General features: G+C 50.1%; 20 protein-coding genes and 1 tRNA gene. 8 read left to right on the forward strand and 13 right to left on the reverse strand.

Features of this window, described 5'->3' with window-relative positions; all coding sequences use genetic code 11:
• Positions 1–24: 24 nt before the first annotated feature.
• The 3 genes from C7I86_RS15315 to C7I86_RS15325 all read right to left on the reverse strand — a co-directional run bounded on the left by C7I86_RS15315 (position 25) and on the right by C7I86_RS15325 (position 4,614).
• The gene (locus C7I86_RS15315; RefSeq protein WP_020861953.1) at positions 25–717 is read right to left on the reverse strand and encodes a hypothetical protein; all 693 of its coding nucleotides are present in this window, start codon (positions 715–717) and stop codon (positions 25–27) included.
• Between the two features lie 75 nt (positions 718–792).
• Positions 793–3,402, reverse strand: coding sequence for a M1 family metallopeptidase (locus C7I86_RS15320; RefSeq protein ID WP_010874114.1), 2,610 nt, complete (start codon positions 3,400–3,402; stop codon positions 793–795).
• 198 nt (positions 3,403–3,600) lie between these two features.
• Positions 3,601–4,614 carry a type I glyceraldehyde-3-phosphate dehydrogenase gene (locus C7I86_RS15325; RefSeq protein ID WP_010874115.1) on the reverse strand — a complete coding sequence of 338 codons (1,014 nt, stop codon included), beginning with the start codon at positions 4,612–4,614 and terminating at the stop codon, positions 3,601–3,603.
• Positions 4,615–4,868: 254 nt separating this feature from the next.
• Here C7I86_RS15325 and murC point away from each other — a divergent pair, with 254 nt between their 5' ends.
• From murC to C7I86_RS15340, 3 genes are all read left to right on the forward strand, one after another.
• Positions 4,869–6,386, forward strand: coding sequence for a UDP-N-acetylmuramate--L-alanine ligase (murC, locus tag C7I86_RS15330; RefSeq protein WP_010874116.1), 1,518 nt, complete (start codon positions 4,869–4,871; stop codon positions 6,384–6,386).
• A gap of 71 nt (positions 6,387–6,457) precedes the next feature.
• The gene (gene murB, locus C7I86_RS15335) at positions 6,458–7,411 is read left to right on the forward strand and encodes a UDP-N-acetylmuramate dehydrogenase (protein ID WP_010874117.1); all 954 of its coding nucleotides are present in this window, start codon (positions 6,458–6,460) and stop codon (positions 7,409–7,411) included.
• A gap of 21 nt (positions 7,412–7,432) precedes the next feature.
• Positions 7,433–7,786, forward strand: coding sequence for a hypothetical protein (locus C7I86_RS15340; protein WP_010874118.1), 354 nt, complete (start codon positions 7,433–7,435; stop codon positions 7,784–7,786).
• 134 nt (positions 7,787–7,920) lie between these two features.
• Here C7I86_RS15340 and bfr read toward each other — a convergent pair whose 3' ends face one another.
• A complete protein-coding gene (bfr, locus tag C7I86_RS15345; protein WP_010874119.1) occupies positions 7,921–8,391 on the reverse strand; it encodes a bacterioferritin in 471 nt (156 codons plus the stop codon).
• Between the two features lie 191 nt (positions 8,392–8,582).
• Positions 8,583–8,885: a DUF3146 family protein gene (locus C7I86_RS15350; protein ID WP_010874120.1), complete on the reverse strand. Its 303-nt coding sequence runs from the start codon at positions 8,883–8,885 to the stop codon at positions 8,583–8,585.
• A 60-nt stretch (positions 8,886–8,945) separates the two neighbouring features.
• Here C7I86_RS15350 and recR point away from each other — a divergent pair, with 60 nt between their 5' ends.
• Positions 8,946–9,644 (forward strand): recombination mediator RecR, encoded by a 699-nt coding sequence (recR, locus tag C7I86_RS15355; protein WP_010874121.1) that lies wholly within the window; start codon positions 8,946–8,948, stop codon positions 9,642–9,644.
• A 117-nt stretch (positions 9,645–9,761) separates the two neighbouring features.
• On the opposite strand, the gene C7I86_RS15360 is transcribed toward recR, so the two are convergent.
• Together C7I86_RS15360 and C7I86_RS15365 are read right to left on the reverse strand one after the other, a co-directional pair.
• Positions 9,762–10,289, reverse strand: a complete 528-nt coding sequence (locus C7I86_RS15360; protein ID WP_223211305.1) for a hypothetical protein — start codon at positions 10,287–10,289, stop codon at positions 9,762–9,764.
• A 240-nt stretch (positions 10,290–10,529) separates the two neighbouring features.
• Positions 10,530–12,647, reverse strand: a complete 2,118-nt coding sequence (locus C7I86_RS15365; RefSeq protein ID WP_010874123.1) for a TIGR00300 family protein — start codon at positions 12,645–12,647, stop codon at positions 10,530–10,532.
• A gap of 170 nt (positions 12,648–12,817) precedes the next feature.
• On the opposite strand from C7I86_RS15365, the gene C7I86_RS15370 reads away from it, so the two are divergent.
• On the forward strand, positions 12,818–14,743 hold the full coding sequence (locus C7I86_RS15370; protein WP_228670065.1) for a GTPase family protein: 1,926 nt from the start codon (positions 12,818–12,820) through the stop codon (positions 14,741–14,743).
• Here C7I86_RS15370 and C7I86_RS15375 read toward each other — a convergent pair.
• Positions 14,735–16,264: a GAF domain-containing protein gene (locus tag C7I86_RS15375; protein WP_010874125.1), complete on the reverse strand. Its 1,530-nt coding sequence runs from the start codon at positions 16,262–16,264 to the stop codon at positions 14,735–14,737. The two genes, C7I86_RS15370 and C7I86_RS15375, sit on opposite strands and share 9 nt — an antisense overlap.
• 311 nt (positions 16,265–16,575) lie before the next feature.
• Between C7I86_RS15375 and C7I86_RS15380 the strand changes: the two genes are divergently transcribed.
• Entirely contained in the window at positions 16,576–17,445 is an 870-nt protein-coding gene (locus C7I86_RS15380) for an SWIM zinc finger family protein (RefSeq protein ID WP_010874126.1), read from the forward strand.
• 37 nt (positions 17,446–17,482) lie between these two features.
• On the opposite strand, the gene C7I86_RS15385 is transcribed toward C7I86_RS15380, so the two are convergent.
• Both C7I86_RS15385 and C7I86_RS15390 read right to left on the reverse strand, forming a co-directional pair.
• Positions 17,483–17,568 (reverse strand) — tRNA-Leu (locus tag C7I86_RS15385).
• Positions 17,569–17,655: 87 nt separating this feature from the next.
• Positions 17,656–18,363 carry a hypothetical protein gene (locus C7I86_RS15390; protein ID WP_010874127.1) on the reverse strand — a complete coding sequence of 236 codons (708 nt, stop codon included), beginning with the start codon at positions 18,361–18,363 and terminating at the stop codon, positions 17,656–17,658.
• Between the two features lie 193 nt (positions 18,364–18,556).
• Here C7I86_RS15390 and C7I86_RS15395 point away from each other — a divergent pair, with 193 nt between their 5' ends.
• Entirely contained in the window at positions 18,557–19,984 is a 1,428-nt protein-coding gene (locus C7I86_RS15395) for a DUF3370 domain-containing protein (protein ID WP_010874128.1), read from the forward strand.
• Here C7I86_RS15395 and C7I86_RS15400 read toward each other — a convergent pair.
• Both C7I86_RS15400 and C7I86_RS15405 read right to left on the reverse strand, forming a co-directional pair.
• Positions 19,977–20,729: a response regulator transcription factor gene (locus C7I86_RS15400; RefSeq protein WP_010874129.1), complete on the reverse strand. Its 753-nt coding sequence runs from the start codon at positions 20,727–20,729 to the stop codon at positions 19,977–19,979. The genes C7I86_RS15395 and C7I86_RS15400 overlap by 8 nt on opposite strands.
• A gap of 329 nt (positions 20,730–21,058) precedes the next feature.
• Positions 21,059–21,865, reverse strand: a complete 807-nt coding sequence (locus C7I86_RS15405) for an inositol monophosphatase family protein (protein ID WP_014407159.1) — start codon at positions 21,863–21,865, stop codon at positions 21,059–21,061.
• Positions 21,866–21,940: 75 nt separating this feature from the next.
• On the opposite strand from C7I86_RS15405, the gene C7I86_RS15410 reads away from it, so the two are divergent.
• A complete protein-coding gene (locus tag C7I86_RS15410) occupies positions 21,941–22,726 on the forward strand; it encodes a hypothetical protein (protein WP_010874131.1) in 786 nt (261 codons plus the stop codon).
• Between the two features lie 64 nt (positions 22,727–22,790).
• On the opposite strand, the gene C7I86_RS15415 is transcribed toward C7I86_RS15410, so the two are convergent.
• Positions 22,791–23,576 (reverse strand): Crp/Fnr family transcriptional regulator, encoded by a 786-nt coding sequence (locus C7I86_RS15415; RefSeq protein ID WP_010874132.1) that lies wholly within the window; start codon positions 23,574–23,576, stop codon positions 22,791–22,793.
• Positions 23,577–23,712 lie beyond the last annotated feature (136 nt).

A 23,712-nucleotide genomic window follows, 5' to 3' on the forward strand; every position in this document is an offset into this window, starting at 1 on the left:
ACAACCTCGGTTTAGTGATCTTCATCAGCATTTCTTGGTGTTCCTTGCGTCTATTGCATAGCCACGGGGACTTTTGCCCTCACCACTGAGATACAGCCGGTTCTTTTCCACTAAATTACGGGCTAATTCATCCAATTCACCAGGCGTTAATCCCCGCTTGTACTCAGTGCAAAGTCTTCTCACTATGCGGGACTCAGTTTCTTTGACTGTTGGGCCACCAGGGTAGCGAGTACGGAGAGGGGTCGGCAGTGCAGAGCGAGGAATGAATTCTACTTCTGTCCTGGTGGGGAGATTGGGAGGGCTGGAAGGAAAATCAATCTCAATGTAGTCATTTCTCTGTAATCCCTGGCGTATTTGGGGTGGTTGGCTAGAAACGGGAGCAATGGTCGAAGTTGAGGTGGATGGAATGACCACACCATTGCTACTGTTTGGGGTATTACTAAATCGCTCTTCTACGGTGATTGGAATTGAGTTAACTTGATTGGAATTACTGCGATATCTATAGGGAGTGTATTGTCTTTGTAATTGTTCTAAATCTTGCCTAGGCTGGTTAAACTTCGCCGGTAATGCTTGAGGAGAGCGAATCTGAACTGGTATCGGTTCATTGTTGGTGCGAGATTTAACCCAGTCCAACCACCAATTAAATTCTTCCGTTTGGGCGCTGGCTGAAGGTGCCAGGGTGCCGATCGCCAGTAAGGCAAGGGTAAAAGTACGCATGGGGTTTTGTTTGTGTTGGTAGCTTATTTTGGCGATCGTCTTTACATTCGAGAATTTGCATCTGTCCACATTATTCTAAAGGTTCGTGACGGATGTATCGGTTGATGCTTTAATCACAGTTTCCAATTTAGCAAGGCGACTTTGGAGATCTTGATTTTCCTGTTGGAGTTTTTCCAGGTTAGTTTGCAAATTTTTAATTTTTTCGTCACTGCCAATTTTGGCTTGGACTTTTTTAACCGCCTCTTCCGCCATGCGCCGCACCCGACCATCGGGGGTTTGGTTGGCAAGATTTTGCGAAATATCGATCGCCTTGGGGGTTTCCATTTGGCCAAGGGCAGAAGTAACAGAAACTTGGGTGAGGAAAAATTCTTCCTGGGCGATCGCCGTTAGTCGTTCCAGAATCTCCGTTAACTTTTCCGGGGATTGACCGATGGAAACAGCACCTAAAGCTCGAATGGCAGCTAAACGCAGGGGTTGGGGCGTACCATTGGCAGTATAGGCTAAAATTGCGTCCACCGCTTGGGCAGAAGTGGTCAGTTGGCTCAAACCGGCGATCGCCCCACAACGGACAACTTCATTCCAGCCGGAGCGATTTTTTAAAACTTCTGTCAATTGTTGAATAATTTCCCCTTCGTTATTTTTGAGCAGACCAGTGCCGAGGGCACCCAGGGCCGTCGCCGCTGCCGCTTCAGCGTAATAACTGGTTTCTCCTTGGGTCAAACATTTTTTCAAAGCTTCGTAACTAGCTTCGGTTTTTACCTTGGCTAAGGCTGAAATAATCGCCCGCCGCACTTTGGGGTGGTCGTTTTTGTCTAAACCATTGATTAATGCCGTTCCCGCTTGTTCCAGGTTAATACCCGCTAATTGCTCGGCAATCTCCACCCGCACACCCCAGAAAGCTTCTTTTTGCAATCTTTCGCCTAAAAATTCCACCGCTTCCAAACCGCCTTGTTTGCCAATGGCGATCGCCGCTTGAATGCGGGCAATGGGATCGGGGTCATGGGTACATTGGGCTTTTAATTCCGTTAAAGGATAGGCTAATTCTACGGTTTTAAGGAAATTATTGCCCTGGTCAAAACTGATAAAATCTGGCTTACGGGTTAGGGGAAAATAAAAAACCTGCTCCCGTTCTTTGAGTTGTAAAGGAATAACTTGACTGGTAACTTTTTCTCCGTCTAAAAAATTAAAAGCAACAGGGATTTTTAGGTTAAACAAATCTTTGTGGTCACTATTAGCCTTGGCTTGGGTTTGGGTCACCGTTAACTTGGCTAATTTATTGTCATTATCCCAACTGTAACTAACTTTAAATTCAGGGTGACCGCCCCGGAAAACATACTGATCAAACAGCCAGAGTAAATTAAAGCCCGTAGCCTTTTCAATGGCCCGCAGTAAGTCCACAGTTTCCACAGTGCCATGGGCATGGTCATTCACAAAAGTATGGACAGCTCTAAAAAATAGCTCATCCCCCAACACCGCCCGGATCATGTGGTAAACACAGGCTCCCTTTTCATACAAATGGCGATCGTAAAGCTCAATGGCTTCGCGATAAACGTGGGTAACAATGGGACGACGGTAGCGGGAACTATCCTCTGCTAAATAGTTACGAGCTTCCCCCAACAGGTAATAGGCCGCCTCATCCTGGCCATATTCATGGTCTGTCCATAAAACCTCAGCATAGGAAGCCATACCTTCCTTGAGCCAAGCATGGGACCAATGTTTAACAACAACTAAATCCCCAAACCATTGGTGCGCCAATTCATGGGCTACTAAACTTTCCGTATTGCGGTTATCTAATGCCGCCCGTTCATCTAGTAAACACCGGTCCATTAATAGGGTGGTGGAAGTGTTTTCCATGCCCCCGAAAATGAAATCTGCCACGCAAACTTGGTCATAGTTGGGGTAGGCATAGGGATAACCAAAAGTTTGGTTAAAAAACTCGATCATTCGGGGAGTTTTGCCCATGCTCCGTTGTCCATCGGCTTCCCTTCCTTTTTCCACGTAGTAGCGCACTGGCAGATCGCCATAATGATCTACTATTTCGGCAAAGTCTCCGATCGCCAGGGTCATTAAATAGGTAGGGTGAATTTGACTTTGGGACCAGTGGAAAATTTGCTCATTGCCTAAATCTTTTTGCTCAATTAAACTGCCGTTGGAAATAACCCGATGGGGTTTGGCTACCTGCACCCGAATTTCCGATGTGGCCAATTGTCCTGGGTAATCAAAACAGGGGAACCAATAGCGGGAATCTTCATCTTCCCCCTGGGTCCACACTTGCACCGGCTTATCGGGGTAATGGCGATCGGGCTGGATAAAATAAATGCCCCGGCGGGGATTTTTCAATTCGTACTGAATTTCCAGGGTGACCGGTTCCGTTCCCAGGGGTTGCAATGGGTTGATGGTTAATTTTTCCCCGTCATAGTCAAAGCTTTGGCTCACCCCCTTAATTAAGACCCAGGCAATTTTCAAGTCCACTGCGTCCAACGTCAATTGCTCAATGCCAGCTCGCACCGGCGTGAGGGCGATGCGACAAACTCCCTGTAAATGCCGTTCCTCCAGGTTGATTTTCAAGTCCAAAAAAATATGATTTACCTGCCCCGGGCGATCTGGATTGTAGTGGGGCTTAGCACCGGGCAGTTCAAAGCTTTTCCGTTGGTTGGACTCGGTATCAAAGGTTAAAAACGACATGGGGAAAGTTTCGCCGGGTTAAGGAAATGGAACCTTTCAAACCATAACCCTGAAAGCATTTCTGTGACAACCATGGCGACAAAATGGGCATAAGCAAGAAAAATCCCCCTAGGGTAAGGAGGATTAAGCAAAACTAAGGGTGTTTATTACCTAGTCAATTTTTACTGCGTTAATGAGCCCAAAAATCAGTGAGTAAACCTATTTCCAGTTTTTAGCCACAATTTCAGCCAAGTCCACCACCCGTTGGGAATAGCCCCATTCGTTGTCGTACCAAGCAATGACTTTAACCATGTCACCGCCCATTACCATGGTCAGACTACCATCCACAGTGGAAGAGCAATCCGTGCCCCGGAAGTCGCTGGAAACCAATTCCAAATCGGTGTATTCCAACACTCCTTTAAGGCTGGTGTTGGCTGCTTCTTTGAGCACTCCGTTAACCTGTTCAGCGATGGTGTTTTTCTCTACTTGTACTACCAAATCCACCACGGAAACGTTGGGGGTGGGCACCCGCAGGGCAATACCGTTCAATTTGCCTTGCAGTTCAGGAATTACCAGGGCCACCGCTTTGGCAGCTCCGGTGGAGGTGGGCACGATGTTAACGGCAGCAGCCCGGGCCCGGCGTAGATCCCGGTGGCTAGCATCGAGGATCCGTTGGTCTCCGGTGTAGCTGTGGGTGGTGGTCATGGTGCCTTTGATGATGCCAAAATTGTCGTTGATTACTTTGGCGATCGGGGCGAGGCAGTTGGTAGTACAACTAGCGTTACTAATTACTTCGTATTCTTCGTGCTTATATTCGTGGGCATTGACCCCCACCACATAGGTGCCGATGTTGGGCCCCTTGCCAGGAGCAGTGATTAAAACTTTTTTGGCTCCGGCTTGAACGTGCTTGGTGGCCCCTTCATGGGTAACAAAAACACCGGTGGCTTCGATGACTAGATCTACATTCCATTCTGCCCAGGGCAAATTGAGGGGATTCCGGTCGGAAACACATTTAATAGTCTTGCCATTGACGGTAATGGAGTTTTCGTCGGCACTGATGTCCGCATCCAACTTACCCAACATGGAGTCGTAGCGCAAAAGGTGAGCATTGGTTCTGGGATCAGAGGTGTCGTTGATACCGACTACTTCTAACTGGCTATCGGTGCGCCCCAGCCAGCAACGGAGAAAGTTGCGTCCGATCCGTCCAAATCCGTTAATTGCTACTCTAGTCACGTTCGTCTTGCCCTCTCTGTTTTAGCTCAGTACATTTAAGGATTATTAATGACACCAATCATATCCTATTGCCTGAACACTTAGATCCCGAATTTCAAAGGGGGGGTGGGAATCTTTTTCCCTTTCTCTCCGTCGCTGTTTACCGTGGCCTCTGGGTTTTGTCTATGCCTGGGGGTAGAGTTTTTGCTATGATGTCGCTCAATTACAGGTGCGGTGAACCGGCAGGTGATTGTAGACGTTAACATTTATGGCTTGTGAGGAGCGTTGCTGTGGGTGCTGTGGATTTTAGTGGTCGTCCTTTCCATTTCTTGGGAATTGGGGGCATTGGTATGTCGGCTTTGGCCTACGTCCTCGCAAAACGCCATCTGCCTGTGTCGGGCTCTGACCTACGCCGCACCCATATTACCGATCGCCTGGAGTCCGTGGGGGCAAAAATCTTCCAAGATCAGGTGCCGGAGAATTTAGACTATTTTCAATCCCTGCAAGTTAACCCAGCGGTGGCTTTACCCACTGGCTCCCCCGGTTCAGGTTTAACCCTGGAGCAGATTGCCGAATCGGCCAGCAACGGAGTCAACGGCAATGGCCGCTACCAAACCCATTGTTTACCCCAGGTGGTGTGCTCCACTGCCATTAATGAGGGAAATTTAGAGTACCAAGGGGCGATCGCCAAAAATTGTCCTATCTATCACCGCTCCGATATTTTGGCGGCCTTGATTGCGGAGTCCCGGGGCATTGGGGTGGCGGGCACCCACGGCAAAACCACCACCAGTAGCTTAATTGGCTATGTATTAAAGGAAGCTGGGTTAGACCCCACCATTGTGGTGGGAGGGGAAGTGGATGCTTGGCAGGGTAATGCTTATCTGGGTTCGGGGGAGTATTTGGTGGCGGAAGTGGACGAGTCCGATGGCTCCTTGACCAAGCACCATCCAGAGATCGGCATTGTCACCAATATTGAATTAGACCATCCCGACCATTACTCCACCTTGGCCGAGGTGGTGGAAATTTTCCGTACTTTTGAATCCCATTGCCAAACTTTAATCGGTTGTTTGGACTGTGGTGTGGTGCGGCAACATCTTTCCCCCACCATTACCTATAGTTTAGAAAATCATCCCGAAGCGGATTACCAGGCCCGGCAAATTAAGCGTCAAGCCCATGGTAATGAGGTAGAAGTATGGGAGAGGGGAGTTTGTTTGGGCACCATGACTGTGACTTTGCCCGGTGACCATAACATTAGTAATGCCTTGGCCGCGGTGGCGGTGGGCCGTTTACTCGGTTTAGATTTCCCCGTTATTGCCCAGGCGATCGCCAGTTTTAATGGTGCCAAACGGCGCTTTGAGTGCAAAGGTTACTGCAACGGCATTACCTTTATTGATGACTACGCTCACCACCCTAGTGAACTGCTGGCAACCCTAGCCGCCGCTAAGCAAAAAGTAACCCATGGCAAATACGAACGGGTAGTGGCCATTTTCCAGCCCCATCGCTACAGCCGGACCCATACTTTTATGGCGGAATTTGCCACTGCGTTTAAGGATGCGGATTTGGTGGTCTTAACTGATATTTACAGTGCTGGGGAGCAAAATCCCTACAACATCCGGGGGGAAGATTTAGCTAAGGCGGTGGGTCAACACCATGGGCATGTGGTTTACCAGCCCCGATTGACGGAATTGAGGGAATTTTTGCCTAAAGTTTTGCAGAGTGGTGATTTGGCGCTATTTTTAGGGGCGGGCAACCTCAATCAGCAGATTGCGCCGGTACTGGCGGCCTGCGCCTAGGCTGGGCAAACTAACCTAGGGTTATCTTTGACCGTTTCTTCCTGTCCCGCTAATTTTCCGGACCAACCGCCATGATTATTTCCCCCGCTACCCGTCCCACCCCCATGGAAACTCCGGCGATCGCCTTGGCGGGAACAGGGACTATTATTCAGCCTGAAACAAGTCTGGCGGAATTCACTACCTATCGAGTGGGAGGCAAAGCGGAGTGGTATGCGGCCCCCCGTTGCCTGGAGGATTTAGTCGCTGTATTGGACTGGTTTCAGGGTCAGGATTTACCGTTAACTTTTTTAGGGGCCGGGTCAAACCTGTTAATTAGTGACCAAGGCTTAGCCGGTTTGGTACTAAGCACCCGTTATCTCCGGCAAAGCAAGTTTGATGAAGAACAGGGTTTAATTACCGTGGCCGCCGGGGAACCGATCGCCAAAGTAGGTTGGCAGGCCGCAAAACGAGGCTGGCAAGGACTGGAGTGGGCTGTGGGCATTCCCGGTACGGTGGGGGGCGCTGTGGTGATGAACGCCGGGGCCCATAATCAATGCACAGCGGAAACATTGGTGGAAGCGACGGTAATGCGTCCCGACGGCGGTTTAGAAGTTTTAACCAACGAGCAATTAGGTTTCAGTTATCGCACCTCTAATCTACAAAAACATCTTGGCGATCGCCTGGTGGTGGATGCCACGTTTAAGTTAACGCCGGGATTCACCAGGGAAGAAATCATGGGCTGCACCACCCGTAATTTACATCAACGCAAAAGTACCCAACCCTACGACAAACCCAACTGTGGCAGCGTGTTCCGCAATCCCACGCCCCTTTATTCAGCCCGTTTAATTGAAGAATTAGGACTCAAGGGTTACCGCATTGGTGGCGCGGAAGTATCCCAACGCCATGCGAACTTCATCGTTAATATTGACAATGCTAAAGCCCAGGATGTATTCAACCTCATTTTCCATGTGCAAGGGGAAGTGGAAAAACACTACGGCATCCTCTTAGAGCCAGAAGTGAAAATGCTGGGGGAGTTTGCTCGATGAACACTATTAAACCTTTGTCAAATGCCTAATCCAGCCATAGGCCTCGCCCAACAATTTGGGGACTACCTCGCCCAGGGTGATTATGCTAAGGCCCACGGGCTACTGTGCTCTGCACTCCAACGCCAGTATTCACCCTCCACTCTGCGGGCCGATGTGGAAACCATGATTTACTATGGTTCTGGCCCCATCCAGAGGGCGATCGCCATGGCAGACTGCCTCCTCACCGACTGGCAATATCCCCCCATGGAAGCTAATGATCTAGCCTGGGTCTATGTTTCCCTGGAAGGGGAAGATTTTCTCGAAGCGGTGTCGGTTATCGTTCAGCAAGAGGGGAAAAAACTGGCAATTCGCTGGCTAGAATGGGGCCGACCCTGACTTTTTTCCTGGCTGATCTCGACAGAGGGTTTTGCTGGGGTAGATTTTTGTTATGGAAAACCGTCCCCCCTAAAATCCCTAGGTCTTGAAAGAGGGAGATTTATGGGGTCATCGTTGCTTAAAACCAATCAAACCTAGCTCATTTGAGATTGCAAATAATTTTGGAGACCAATTTTTTCAATCAGCCCCAACTGTTTTTCTAACCAATAGGCATGGTCTTCTTCCGTATCGGCTAGGATTTTCAGCAATAGGTCCCGGCTTTGATAGTCTTGCTCCTGTTCACACACGGCCATTGCTTCCTTCAGGTTGGCAATGACTTCATACTCATAGTCCAGGTCGTATTGCAACATTTCCGGCACGGTTTTCCCCACCCGAATTGGGTCCTGTTGGGAAAGGTCGGGGGTCTCTTCCAGAAACAGGATGCGCTCAATCAACAGGCTGGCATGGGCCGTTTCGTCCTGCATTTCATGGTCGATCCGACTATAAAGCTTTTCCAGACCCCAATCTTGATACATACGGGAATGGATAAAATATTGATCCCTAGCAGCTAGCTCCCCACGCAGTAGCTTATGGAGTTGGGCGAGGACGGCGGGTTTACCTTTCATAAAAAATACCTTGCAAAAATGGACAGCGGACAGAACAACCTAGGCACAAATCTACCTAGACAATAGACAGGGCTGATCTAATTTTAGCCTCCCGACTGCCCCAGGGATCGCTGGGCAGTAGAACAGAACTTGTTAGTAACTTTCCTGTAACTTTGAAACTAGATGATTGGGGGACTTTTCCTAATTCTTATCTACAGTCGGCTACGGAGAGTGAATTCATAATCCCCACCGGGTTCCAATTGATAATCACTGCGTTCCAAAAAACGTCCCAGGGGTTCAAAAATAAGCGATCGCCCGAGGGATGGTTGCACTCGTAATTTCCCCCCCCGAAAATTCCAGTGAAATTGCCACTCATAGTCCCCAGCCCGCACTTCCCCCGCCAGAAAACCTCCAGGCCAAGAATGGGTAGTCACTCTCAGGTGGGCTTTGGTTTGAGGCATAGGACGTACTGATGGACGAAGAATAGATATAGTTAAAACTGGTGGTCTATCCACGGTGAATGAAGACTACCCCAGAAAGGTTTGCCGATAATTGGCGATAGCGTAGCACAATATATGGGGAAGGTGGCTGTCAATTCCCCTGCCCACAGGCCCTTGGTTTCCACGGCTGTTTACTTGGCCCCATCAGTAAAATTTCCCCTACAAAAGAGAGGTCTTGGCACTATTTATACTCCTCCCCTAGCCCGTCTCATTGAACAATTGCAACGGCTCCCCAGTGTGGGGCCAAAAACTGCCCAACGTCTTGCCCTGCATCTGCTTAAACGTCCTGATGCGGAGGTGGAGAATTTGGCCCAAGCCCTCCTCGACGCAAAAAAACGGGTGGGGCAATGCCAAGTATGCTTCCATTTATCCGCTGAGCCTGTCTGTGATATTTGCCGCCATCCCCAACGGGATAACAGTGTTATCTGTGTGGTCAGTGACCCCAGGGATGTGATTGCGCTGGAAAAAACTAGGGAATTCCGGGGTAAGTACCATGTGTTGGGCGGGGTAATTTCCCCCATGGACGGCATCGGCCCGGAGCAATTGACCATTCAACCCCTATTACATCGGGTTAGTCAGCCAGAAATCAAAGAAGTAATTTTGGCTATTAGTCCTAGTGTGGAGGGGGAAACCACCACGTTATATTTGGGCAAACTCCTGCAACCTTTTACCAAGGTTACCCGCATTGCCTTTGGTTTGCCCATGGGAGGGGATTTGGAATATGCCGATGAAGTTACCCTGGCTAGGGCCTTGGAGGGACGGCGAGAATTGTAAAGTTTGGACGGCGATCGCCAAAAAAAGCGCTGCGAACACAACGCTTAGGAAGATATAGACACTAAGTCCGGCCGTTAAACAGGCCGGTAGATTAAGTTCATTACGTAACCTGACAGCTTACCAAAGACCACGGATGGGCATGGGGGCGGGGGCCGGAGCAGGAGCCACGGGGGCAGGGGCAGACCGAGTTACGGGGGGCAAGGACACGGGCTCAGAGGATTGGAAGTTAATTTCAGAAATGGTAACGTCTTGAACTTCTTTGAGATCCAAACGGGTCAACCAAGTGGGGTGGGCCGCAGAATAGAAGTCAGTGCGGATATAGTTACCATTGTCATCAAAGACGGGCTGGAGCAAAACATCATCACCGGGTTCAGCGGCACCGGCACCATCCCAGTGGTAGATGCGGCTATTGTCGCTTACCTCAATGTAACCGGGGAAATCACCGTAGGGTAACAGTTCAACCTGGATGATACTGCCAACCTTGCCCCGTACCCGACCGATCGCCAGACCGTCGAAGCTCATTTGCTCAGGGTCGGGAAGATACATGTCATGGCCAGGAAGCTGGCTCAATAAAATGTTACCCTTAGTTTGAAAAGGCTCAGCCTGGGCGGGGGTTGTAAAACCTAAGGCCGCAGCAGCAAGCACAACTCCAGAGAGGATCTGAACAGATTTGTTTAACACGATAACCTCGCTTGTGAATCACGAAAATCAATTTTTAGCTGGGGCCAAAGTCTGGACCCCGACGCTAAAAGTATAATATAGTTCCTCGGAGACAGGGAAGATTTGTGCCCATCCCTTAAAACTTTTTTACCTACTGCGGAGCTGGCTAATCCACTAGCCCTGGCCCTGGGGACTAACATCCAGGGCGAGGAATTGTTATGACAATTAAAGTGTTTCCGCCAAGCTATAGGGTCTGGTGAGTTGTTGCAGTTGTCGTACCAGAAGACTGAGGAATAACCCCACATCGGTGACCACCCCCACGGATTCCACTGAACCACGATCGCTCAGTTTGGTAACCACAGCGGGGTTAATGTCCACACAGACCATTTTTACGCCGGAAGGAGTCATATTGCCGACGCCAATGGAGTGCAACATGCTGGACAGCATCAGAATCATATCTGCTCCCTGAATTAACTCACTGTAACGGCTCTGAGCCCGAACTAGGTTCATTTCCGTGTCGGGCAGGGGGCCGTCATCCCGGATGGAACCAGCTAGGCAATAGGGGATGTTATTTTTTACGCATTCGTACATAACCCCTTTGCTGATAAATCCAGCTTCCACCGCCTGGCGGATCCCACCGTAGCGCCGCACACTGTTAATAATTTTCAGATGGTGACGGTGCCCCCCCCGCACTGGGATGCCCCGTTGCATATCTACCCCCAGGGAAGTACCCATGGTGGCCTGTTCAATGTCATGGACGGCGATCGCATTGCCCCCCAGTAGGGCATGGACATAGCCCTCCCGCACCAGATGGGAAAGGTGTTGGGCTCCTCCAGTATGGATCACCACAGGTCCTGCGGTAACAACAATTTTGCCTCCCTGGTCCCGGATTTGTCGCATTTCCCAGGCAATTTGTTCCACCAAAAGTTCTACCCGACGCTCGCTGGAAACCCCCGCTGCCATGAAGGCAAATTCCTTATTTTCTTTGCGGGTTCCGCCTTCATGGGATTCCACTTTTTTGATGGTACGAATACCTTCGACTCCCACCATGACTCGATCGCCGACCTGGAGATCCCGGAGGAGCACACAGCGGGCCGAAGGGGGATTGCTGGTGACCACAATGGCCGCATCCATCCGTTGTCCTGTCACCTGGACCCATTCGCAATTAACCCGCACCTCTGTGGGGTAAATGGTGCTGACATAGAAATCATCGGGAGCTACCCCCCCTTGGGTCACCGTTTCGGTGTTGATATCACAGAGTTCCTGGGGAGGGGGCACTGCGCCGAGATCAATCAGCTCGGTCATGATCTCTTCCATAATTTGGTGGGAGGGGGCCGAAACCCTTACCTCTGCGCTGGAAGTACTGTTGCGCTCCACCCCTAAATTGAAGTTCAGCACCCGGAAACTACCGCTGTTTTCCACCACCAAATCCAGGGCTTGGTTCAGAATACCGGCATCGAGTAGATGACCCTCCATGCGAATCACCCGACTTTCAATGGAAACGGTGGCATGGACATCTGGCAAAATGGGCTCCGTTACCCGCAGGGTTAGACATTTGGCCGCTCCCCCCGCTTTCAAAAATTCCGTCAGGGGAGTTTCCCGCACCTTAAAGCCCGCCTCAGCTAATTTTTCCTTCAGGGTTCGACTCACCAAATTCATAATGATGATGTCGTTAACATTGACCGCATTGCAGGCAAAATTAACCGCATCCAGTTCCTCGACAATAATCCTTTTTTCCGGCGGAATCCGCATTTCAATTACCCGGTTGGAATAGGCGTCAAACGCAGGGGGATAGTAGAGTAAATAGCCACCACTCAGGGGGCAAAAACAGGTATCGAGGTGATAGAAGCGCTCATCAATTAACCGCAGGGAGACTACTTCTGTATCTAGCCATTTGGCAATGTAGGGATGGGAATCTAGTTCGGAACGGAAACCATAGCCGGCCCACAACCAACGGCCTTCCCGGTCAAACAGGGCATCCCCGGCCCCTTCAAAGGGTAAATCCTGGGGCAGTTCGTAAACGGTGAAACCATTTTCCTCAAACCAAGCTTTGAAATAGGGTTCTTCCCCCTGGCGTTCTTTGTGGTAGAAGCGACTCAGTACGACATTTTCCCCTAGCACCAGCCCCGCATTGGCGGTAAAGACCATATCAGGCCAACCCTTTGCCGGCTTCACCAAGTCCACGATGGCGCATTCTTTGATGGTCTGGTGTAGTTTTTTCCATTGCTCTACGGCCCGCTCCTGGGAGGATTTGTGGATATTGCCCTCCATCCAAGGATTAATTACATAGTCCACGTCGTAGTGGTCGGGGGGGCACATCAAAATGCGAATATCGTCAGCCATGGTTGAAGAAGAAGTAAAAAAGTTGGTTTGCAAGTATATCTAGAGACAAATCCTGGTCGGGATAGGGTAGTCAAGTAGCTTTCCAGGCAGGCGTAATCCAACCTTCCAGTCTATCACGGTATCCCTGTTGAAACTTTGTCCCTGGGCCCATACCATGGGGACAATGTTTTTTGTTGGGAGCCCCCATGGCGATCGCCAATTCCCGTTTTCGTCCCTGGCAGGTGGGTATTTTAATTTTGCCCATTGCCGGGGTAATAAGCTTTTTGCTGGTGGCGGCCAGTTGGCAAATTAATGCTTGGCATTTGAACTGGATTTGGGCAGTGGTGGTGCTAATTTTCCTGGGCTGGCGTTGGTTGCTAGTGCGGTGGACCGCTCCCTTAGCGGCTCCCAATGGACAAACATCTTTCCCTACCATTTCCCTGGGAGAGTCCACGGCGGACGTTAACGTTGGGAAAATTGAGCAGGCGTTAAACGAGATTCTCCAGGCTTCCCGTCAAGATGTGCCAGCGTGGCAGGATTGGCCCCTATTTTGGCAGAGATGTCAGCAGGTGGTGACGTTAGTGGCCCAGACCTATTACCCAGAAGTGAAATATCCCCTACTCAACATCTACGTACCGGATGCCTATGGTTTAATCCGGGGCACAGTGGATGATATGGACCGCTGGGTTGCCAACCTTTCCCCCACCCTCAACCAAGTTTCACTAGCTCGGGTGTATCAATCCTACGAAGTTTATCAAAAGCTGGAACCATCCCTAAGGAAAATTTGGCAGGTGTGGTATTGGGGGCAATGGCTGCTCAATCCGGTGGCGGCGGCGGCTCGGTTAGCTAGTCAGCAAAGTAATCAGCAAGCGACTCAGCAATTGTTGGTTAATTTGAGTCAACAGTTACGGGAAGCAACCCTGCGTACCCTCTGTCGCCAGGCGATCGCCTTGTACAATCCGGCCAGCGGTAATTTGCCGGACAATTTTGCTAGCGGGGGAAACTCCATCCCAGGGCTAGTTAAGGCTAAAAGCCAGACTTTGCAGAATATTTTGGCCCAGGGGCAATCCCCCCAGGAAGTGGAGCAACAGCCGGTCAATGTTTTATTGGTAGGGCGCACTGGGGCGGGGAAAAGTAGCTTGATTAATGCCCTTTTTCAAACCAATTTGGCGGTGACGGATTTACTGCCCAGCACCACGGAAATTACCAAGTATGAATGGCGCACCAGGGATGGAGAAATGCTCATGCTTTGGGACAGTCCTGGTTATGAGCAGGGGCAACGGAAGGATTTGCGGCAACTGGTGTTGGACTATGCCCAACGGGCCGACGTAATTTTATTGCTCAATCCCGCTTTAGATCCGGCTTTGCAGATGGATGCGGACTTTGTGCGGGATCTCCAAACCCTGGGGGGCGATCGCCCTTTAATTCTTTTGGTAACCCAGGTGGACCGACTGCGCCCTGTGCGACAATGGCAACCCCCCTACAATTGGCGATCGGGGGAACAAGCCAAGGAAAAATCCATCCGGGAAGCGGTGCAGTATCGGGTAGAGCAATTAGGGCAGTATTGTGAACAAGTTTTGCCCGTTGTGAGTGGGGATGAAGCGGTGGGGCGATCGCCTTGGGGCCTAGAAGAACTTTCCGTCGCCCTAGTAACTGTGGTTAGCCCGGCCCAACAACAAAGGCTAGCCCGCTTTTTACGCAATCTGGAGGCCCGTTCCCTGGCCGCGGCCCAAATCATTGACCGTTATGCTCTGCAAATGACCACTACCCAAGGGGTGACGGCCTTGTTAAAAAGTCCGGTGTTGCAATTTGTTTCTAGCTTGACCACCGGTTCTCCGGCCCTAGCCTATCTACTAGCGGAGCAAATTCCCATTGAGCAATTGCCCCTAGTGTTGGGGAAGCTCCAATTGGCCTATGACCTATTTAATTTATTGGCGGCGGATAACGACGATACCAGTTTTGATCTACTCACTCTCTGGCCCCTATTGCTGGACAATCCAGTGTCCCCCGATCGCAATGCCTGGGCCTTTGGCCATGCCCTGTTGGAATATTGGACGCAAAATTTGACGGTGGAGCAGTTGGGAGTCAGATTTCGCCATTATTGTGAGCTAAGCTGATTGGTTGATTAACGGTGAAAGATTAGGCTGACTATGGTTGATATTGGCTTGGGGCGACATTTTAGGCCATTGCACCCAGTAACGGTAACCCCGCTGGGCACTGCCCTGTAGCGCAATCTGCCCCTGATGACTTTTGATGAAATAAAAACTGAGGGTTAAAGCCAAAATTTGTCGGCAATGGTGACCCTGACTTTCTTGGTTATGGCCCTGAAGTTTCAGAGCTAAGTACTCCAAGGTCAACTGGATATTTACTTCTGCTTGGTTGGCTTCCCCTTCTGTGAGTAAATCCTGTAGGAGCACATGGGGCAAACCCTGGCCCTGGGGAGAATCAACCCAAACAGTTAAGTGCAAATAGTCTTGGTCAGCGGAGGTGTGAATGTGTAACGTGCCATCTGTTACCCCCTCATCCAACAAACTAAGCAATAGGTAATATATTCCCTGTCTGGCCTTAACTTTGTCTAGGGGCCAATATTTCAGCCCCGATTCTAGGGAAAGTTTGAGGGCAAGCCGTTGTTGACCGAGTACTGCGGCCATTTTATCCTGCCAATACTCCCCCAGTAGGGCCAAATTGACATTGACAATTTGTAAGCCCTGGCGAACGGGTTTAATCTGCTCCAGTTCAATAATTTCCTCAATGGCTTGGTTAACCCGTTGGCCACTCTGGTGAATAATTTCTAGATACTGTTTTTGTTTGTCATTCAGCTTGCCAAAAACCTCATCCCTTAAAACACTGGCCATACCGATCACGGCTGTGAGGTCCCGCTGGGTACGGATTAGGTAATGGGGCACCAATTGCAGTTTGACTGCCTCTGGAGAATGGGCCGATCGCCCTGATGTCTGTGGTTTATTCAAGTTGTTACCGTTGGCAGAAAAAGCACTATTCTCCCCCCCGGCGATCGAACTTAACCGGACATTAACATTATTGAAATTGCGGTCAGGTTGCCCCTGGTTAGCGGCGAGACAAGCTTGGTGTTCAATTTCCCCCATGCACCAACGGGCAGTCATATTCATTAGGGCCACATCTGGCTCCCTAAAATCATGGGGAGAAAAGTCTAGGGCCGCCAAGGTTCCGAGACACACACCATCCCTGGTTAGCAGGGGAGTGCCCAGGTAAGACCTAATACCATAACGCTGGTACAATTCCCCCTCAGCAAAAAATGGTTCCGCCAGAGCATCGGTAATCATTAGTGGCATGGCACTATCCACCACCAGGGTACAGTAAGCATCGTTGCGACTGATCTGCCGGGAAACCAAATTAGGGTTACCCACACCCAATCTATAGATACCTACTGCAGATACAATATTTATTTCATCTTCCACCATCAAACCCACTAAACAAATAGGTAGTCCCAGATTCCTAGCTAAGGTTTGGGTAGCCTCCTCGAAGAAAGTGCTGTTTCTATTGGTTAACAAACCTAATTCCAACAGTTTATTTTGCCTCTGTGCATCTTTTTCTCGCTTCGATAAGCCGTCAAGGGCACAACTCAAGCCGAAACTGTAACCATGTTGATTGACAAACATATTAAGATTTTCGTACCCAGTATGTTTTTAGAACCTATTTCCTATATCTAGGATGCTCTGTCTACAGGAGGATGACAACCCCCCCCAGTAAAACTTTAGAAAAAATTTTAGGTAGGCTAGGACAAGACAACCGGGGATAAATCTTAAATCTATTTCTGAGAAGGTTTCAGTGACTGTTGGTTCTAACCGTCTCGATCTTCGCTATGGGAATCGTTATAGGATGGTTGGGGAAAAATCCCCATTCCCCATTAATTACAGTGGTGATTTTAGTCAGAAACCTTTGGCCATAGAGGGTAGAATTGCTAAATTTGATGGAAGCCAAGATCGAACAACGGCAATGGTGGGTGGATCGATGGTTAGAGCTATTAGATTCCTACCGATTTAAAAAGCGCCTCGAGCGGGCGAGGAATTATGCCAGGGAGGGCAATGTCCTTAGTTTGCAGTTTGTTGAGAGTAAGCTAACTGCCCTGGTGCAGGGCACAGAGGTGGACCCCTATCAAGTCACCCTGGGGTTGGATTGCTTCAGTGATGAGGATTGGCATTATGTGGTGGCAACCCTAGCGCAACAGGCCCTATACGCAGCCCAGTTGCTCGGTGGAGCCATGCCCCCCAGCATTGAGCAGGTATTTGTGCAAAATGGTTTAAATTTGTTCCCCTTCACTTTGGGGGAGGTGCATTCCCGCTGTAGCTGTCCAGACAAAGCCAATCCCTGCAAGCATATCGGTGCGGTGTACTATCAGTTGGCAGACCATTTTCAAGAAGATCCGTTTGTAATTTTTCGTTTGCGGGGTCGGAGCCGGAGTGAGTTGCTAGAGCAGTTGAGTTGTTATCGACAGCTTAGTCCAGCCCAGTTGGCCACCTATGATCCAGATCTTTGGAGTGACTCAATGGCGATCGCCATTGATATTGATGTGGAGGAAGGGACAACAATTGCCAAGCCCCAAAAAGAAACCAAAGCAGAGCAACAGCAAGCTATCAAAGAATTTTGGCAGTATGGGGGGGAATTGGTGCCGGAATTGACGGCGATCGCCCCACCGGACAACCCACTGCAACAGATTGAACGCCTGGGAGATCTGCCTTTGAATTACGAAGTGGCCAGGGAAATTAAACAGGCATTAACGCAAATCTATCAGGCCGCTAGCCAAGCTGCCCTAGGACAAATGGTGGGGACCAGCGAATAGCCAGCCTAAACCTAGGAGAAAAAAGAGAAAGTTTTAATGGGGGTGGAGAGACTCGAACTCTCACGAGCTTATAAGGCTCAACGGATTTTAAATCCGCAGCGTCTACCATTCCGCCACACCCCCAACAATTGGGGTTCACCGATTCCTCGGCGATTAAGCATCATACCACAGAAAGTTTCCCCCACCAGTTTGGCAAGATTTCCAGCCCAGCTAACGTTGCTGGGGTTGCCACTCCAGATAAACTCCAAAGCGACTTTCCCGGTAGGCGGGGGAATTTTGCCGTTGTACATCTGTGGCAATGCGCCATTGGGGAGTCAACGCATAGCCCACGGAAAGGGTGCTAACGCCCACTTCTGCTGTGCCCCCAGGAGCAACAAAATTTTGGCTGAAGCTGATGTCCGCCGCTCCGGTGCGGGAAAGGGCCAAGACCACTTTGCCCCCCACATTAAACCCCTCACTGTGGTAATCATTTTGGGCGATCGCCCGGTAACCAAGCAGGGGAGTGACATTGACGTACCAACCCAGAGGCAAGAGATAGTATTGCAGATTCGCCCCGCCCCCCTGTTGTCCAGCAAAATTGGTGTAATAGTCACCGCTCACACTCAAAGGGGATTGGCCAACAAATAAGTCTTCCACGCCGATCGCCGCCCCACTGGATTGGTCATCGTCGGGAAAATAGTTATAACCCAAGCGCACCCTCGTTAAAAAAGCTGGATCATTGTTATTTTGCTCAAATAAATCGGGGGTTTCCTCCCACCACCGTTGCAAAGTAGGACTACTTTCCACCATGGCAGGCTCCAAATCTAACGGGTTTTCCCCCGGCTCCTGGGCCCCTACACTCCCTACACTGGCGATCGCCGAAAAAATAACCAAGCTAGAAGGTAACAAACTCAGCCAACCACGAAAAATCACAGTCATAACCCCTCTATCAACGGTTTTAACCCCAGAATCCGGTCACTGACCCCTGGGGAAGGCAAAAATTCTCTACCCACAAAGTCAAATAGTCCGAGACGGCAACTTGACAAGACAAGTTCCAAATAGCACTCTAAGTAAAAGCTAATTTCCTTATGACTCCCAACAGCCTGTCAAATTCTATTTCAGCGGACAAACTATGATCCCACTGCTTTCCCCCATGATGTTGGCTCAAATCGTCACCGCCCCCATCCAGCCGATCGAAGCAGATTATATTGTGCAGCCGCAGGAAATAAGACCTTTGCCGGGGCAACTTGACCAAATACCCGTTTTTAACAGCAACAGTCCAGAAGTAGTAGAAGGGGAAGGAATTTTACTTTCCACCTTTCCCGCAGACCGTAAATACTACCCCAACGCCCACCTCAACAAAGCCCTCAACGGTCGCTTTGACTTTTTCTCCCATCACATCGCCCGGCCAAGGGATTCCCGCACCCTTTACCAAGGAGTGTTAATGGGTAATCCCACCGACAGAACCATCACTGTCCGCATTCTCCAGGGTGGCAGTTACCTCACCGGCCCCGATGCCCCCTTTATTAACCTGGCCCCCAGCGTAGAAGATCCCCACGGACAATTCTTCTCTGGCCCTGGTTCTAAATTAATGAGTCAATTACTGCGGGGCAACACCCAAGCTGGCTTCCCCAGCCAAGTGATTATTCCCCCGGGGCAAACCAGATTGTTATTTTCCCTGGCCATCAATCGCAGCAGTGCCCGTTCCACTTACCTCCGACTCCAGAGCAATGGCCCTATTTACATGGCCAATCTGGCTATGTACGCTGTGCCAGAATACACCCCGGTGGTAGATACTGCCAGCGCCGGCGCTAACCTGCCTACCCCCAAAGTGACCTATCGCCCCCCTACGTTGGACAATTGGCAAGCAATGCTATATCGAGGTTATTTGGCCTACCCCAGAGACTTGGCCCCCACTCCGCCGGACCAAATCCGCCCCGGAGCACCCCGCACCCCCATTTATGGAAGGGTAGCCGGCATTTCCCAAGGGGCTTCTTGGCAAGCCACCCTGGTGGATAACCCCAAGGCTCAATTCCTCAGTATTCCCCAACGGGGCAGAGCTTTTTCCTATCCCCTCAGTACCGTCAGTGTGGGTACCTATGCCACCCAACAGGTACAGAGTGCCCCTATGCTGGCCCGCTACCCTGATACCGCTTACCTCGCCCATGGCAACTACGGCGTTCATTACCAGTTGAAACTGCCCCTCAAAAATGTGACCAATAATAGACAAAGCGTTTCCCTCACCCTGCAAACCCCGATCAAACAGGATCAATATAACGATCGCCTATTCTTTATGCGCCAACCCAGCGGGCAGATATTTTTCCGGGGCACCGTCAGGGTTAGTTATGTGGATGGAGACAACCAATCCCAGGAGCGCTTTTTTCACCTCACCCAACGGCGGGGAGAAATGAGCAATCCCCTCATCACTTTGAATATGCAACCGGGGGAACAACGGGAAGTGACGGTGGATTTGATGTATCCCCCCGATGCTACTCCTCCCCAGGTGTTGACAGTCAAAACAGAGGAGCTTTATTACGGCAGTTTTTCTTCCCCTAGGTAAGTACAGAGACTCCGGCGGGGGAAAGGGTAACAGGTTTCTCCGCCACAACTTTCTTCTCTTCCAAAATAGACGAGTTAAAACGGTAGCCCACATTTCGCACAGTCTGAATTAGACTGGGTTGCCTGGGGTCTGTCTCAATTTTTTTCCGGAGGGAAAGGACGTGGGTGTCGATGGTGCGGGGATTGTCGATCGCCTCGGGCCAGGCCCGGCGGAGTAGCTCTGTGCGGCTGAGGGCACTACCTTCCGCTTGGGTCAGCACGTAGAGCAAACTGAATTCCTGGGGGGTGAGGTCGACAAAATTGCCCTGATATTCCACTCGACGCTGTACCAAATCAATTTTTAGTACTCCATAATCCAACAACAAAGGGGCGGCCACAGTGCGGACCCGGCGAATTAGACATTCTATGCGGGCTAAAAATTCCTGCATGCCAAAGGGCTTGGTTAGATAATCATCAGCCCCAGCCTTTAACCCATGGACAATGTCTTTTTCTGTGTCCTTGGCGGAAAGAATAAAAATCATTGACTGGTGCTGTTGATATAACCAACGGCAAAGCTCAATGCCATCCCCATCAGTAAGGTCAGAATCAATCACGGCCAGGGTGGGCAATTGGTTATTAAATGCCTGGCGGGCTTGGTGGAAACCGCTACATTGTTGGACAAGGTAGCCGCTCTGCTGGAGGTGCCAGCTCAATAGAGAGCGGAGATGGGGGTTACCCTCTACGACTGATATGTAGACTGGATTCACCGATCTAGACCCCTGACTGAAAGTTCCCTGTTAATCTAACAAAGTCAATGTCAAGGCTTTGTAACAACAGTTACCTGCATGGGGGGGCAAATCTTCAAAAAATATAAAGAATTTGCTCGCCATAATGTTAATTGTTCGTACCATTTCCGTCGCTCAACGGTTAACTTTTGTCAGACCAATGGGCCATGAAAAAATTTGAAAATCCCTTAGCAAGGTTTTGGTGTAGAGCACAAATTTACCCAATCAAGCTCCCTCAATACCAGGAGACTTTGATGTTCGCCCCAAATCTGGGGAGTCTGGGTGCTTTAAAAATCTATTCCGGGTCATCTTCACTGCGCTGCTAAGACTAGGGGTTTGAATTGTTCCATAAGTTCCCTGCGACTGGCGGTAATGCAGGGATAGGGGCGATCGCCATAGTCTTCTCCTATCGTAAGCGGAAACAATGGTTCGGGGCGGAGGCAAAGAAATTCCCCTCCGGCGGCCAACAGGATTGGCCAGGCTCCAGCAATGTCCCAAATTTTTGGTGTTTTTTCCGTTCCCCCGAGGGCAGCCCCTAGGGCCACCAGGGCCAGATTGTAACTACTAACCCCAATGAGCCTCAATTTACAGGGAAAGGGATTGGTTAAAATTCCGGCGCTACGGGCACAAAGATTAAACAAATGATTTTGACTAGGCTCGGCGTCACTAACCTGGATTGGTTCCCCATTCAGAAAGGCCCCCTGGGGCCCGGTTAACCCAGAATTTTCTAGCCAATAGCCCCAAAAGGATTGCTGTAGTAAAGGAAAATGGAGAAAACCAAACACTGGTGTGCCCCGGTAGAGTAGGCCAAGGGAAATGCCCCAGATGGGAATGCCCCTGGCGAAATTGGTGGTGCCATCAATGGGATCGACAATCCAACACCAGTCATTAGCAGGAAAAATGTGGGCGGTTTCCTCCGTCAGCACTCCATGGTCGGGAAATTGGACGGCAATACGTTGGCGCAATTCCTGGTCAGACCATTGATCGGCGGCGGTGACCAAACTACCGTCGGCTTTGCGTTGGGCAGGGATTCTGGCGGATTGGGCCACCAACTCTGTGGCGATCGCCTTGGTGGTGGACTGACAAAAGCTCAAAACCTCTGGCCAAAAAGTCTCCATGTCGAATCTTGATATAGTAAATAGACTGCCTGACAAGGGCAATATGGCCATCATCACACATCGCAGGAATTTGCTGTGACCCAGGTTTGGTTTCCCTCCAAAAAATCGGCTACGTCGGTGAAATCAACCGGTCAGTTTTTGCCCCTTTCCCCCAAGGAAATTACAGCCCTGGCCCTTCGTTTGACTGAGTATCGCTGGCTATACCGTTGGGGCCCCTGGAGTGGGGGGGCTTTTTTGGTGACTATGCTCTGGGCAACGGAATGGCGACTGATGCTTGCCACGGGCCTGGGGGTAGGTAGTATGCGGTTGGTCTATTGGCTTTTGACCCATCACCAGGAACTCCAAGCCAAACAGTGGCACCAGTTTTTTTCTGGACCCCAGGGTCGATTGACCATTGCCGGTGGTGGAGGTGGTTTAACTGCGGTCGGCACCTATATGGCCACCATGGTGTGGTCGGAAGTGGAAAATCCTTGGTTGGCCACGGGCATTATTTTGCAGGGTTTGGGTTCCCTCGCTACAGTAGGATTATTGCTCTGGCAACGGCGAAAAGTGGCTGCTCCCAAATTACTCACTGCCCCAGTTTCCGATTTTGACCGTTGTTTGCATTACCTGGCCCATGGCGATCGCCTGCAGAAATTAATTGCCCTGCGTCAGTTACAACAATGGCAAAATCAGCCCAGTCCAGACTCTCCGAACCCGAGAGAACTGGCCTTATACCTCCAAGCTTTTTTAGACATTGAACAGGACCTAGCCCTACAACGGGTAGCGTTGCATTTGCTCCAGCAGTGCGGACAATCTCCCATCCGCCAAGAACCTTTATCCATTCCCCAACGACAAAAACAACGGCAAGCGATTGAATGATGCGGCTCCCACCGGTTGAGTTGTGCGGGTAACAATTCAGCCATTACTGTTAACTTCTTAGTCCTTATTTCAAGGGCCACCAGTTAACCTTTTCCCGGGTGGCACTGTAAACTTCCTTGAGTCCTTCCGGGGCCAGAATTTGAATTAAGTCTTCTTTTTCTCCCTTGGGAATGGCAATCAGATGGTGTTTTTGCATACCCTTCAGCACCTGCTCCACCGTTCTTTGATTGAGCTGGCAAGCCCTGGCGATCATATCAATGGGCAAATCGAAAATATAATTCCCCTGGCGATCGGGTTGGTTGCCCAGTTCTCTTTCTTGATAAATCAACGCCCGCAGTAAACTCGCCACCGCTTGGGGAGGGTAGGTACTGCAATTGAGCAGATGATATTCAAATTTTTGTTGTAATTCAAATAGAAAACGATACCGTTCCCGAAAAATTTCGCTATTTTCATAAATTTGCTCAACAGTAGCGAGGGGAATTTTAATGACGTGGGTGGTCTTATAAACCTCGACAGAACAAGGAAAAGATTTACTGGCCAAACCATAGCTAAAGGGCAAACTGCGCCAACCAAAGCAACTGCCAGCATAGTTAATGGCAATGATGCGGTCCAGAGGAGTGCTACGGGTGATGACGACACCATCATCCAACATCACATAAAGATTATCCAGGGTTTGATCCGGCAGAAATGCAGTGTAAATGGGTCGATTGGAAAACAGTTTTTCGATTTTAAGTTCTGCTGAAGCAAGATAATCCGCCACCAAGGGGAGATCCATGCCCCGAAAAAGATAGCTTTCTTGCACTAATCGTTCCGGCAGGGCAGGGGATAAAGCAGGCGATCGTTTAGCCATAGAACTCAGAGATAACGTCCAGTGCCCCAGTTCACGGTCGGGCAAACCCCAGCTCAATCATGACACAGACCGAATCCCGACAGAACGGAGAATTCACACGAATAACAAAACATTAACGATGCGAGCAAAATATTTT

The sequence above is a fragment of the Synechocystis sp. IPPAS B-1465 genome (assembly GCF_003015225.1).
GTDB lineage: Bacteria > Cyanobacteriota > Cyanobacteriia > Cyanobacteriales > Microcystaceae > Synechocystis.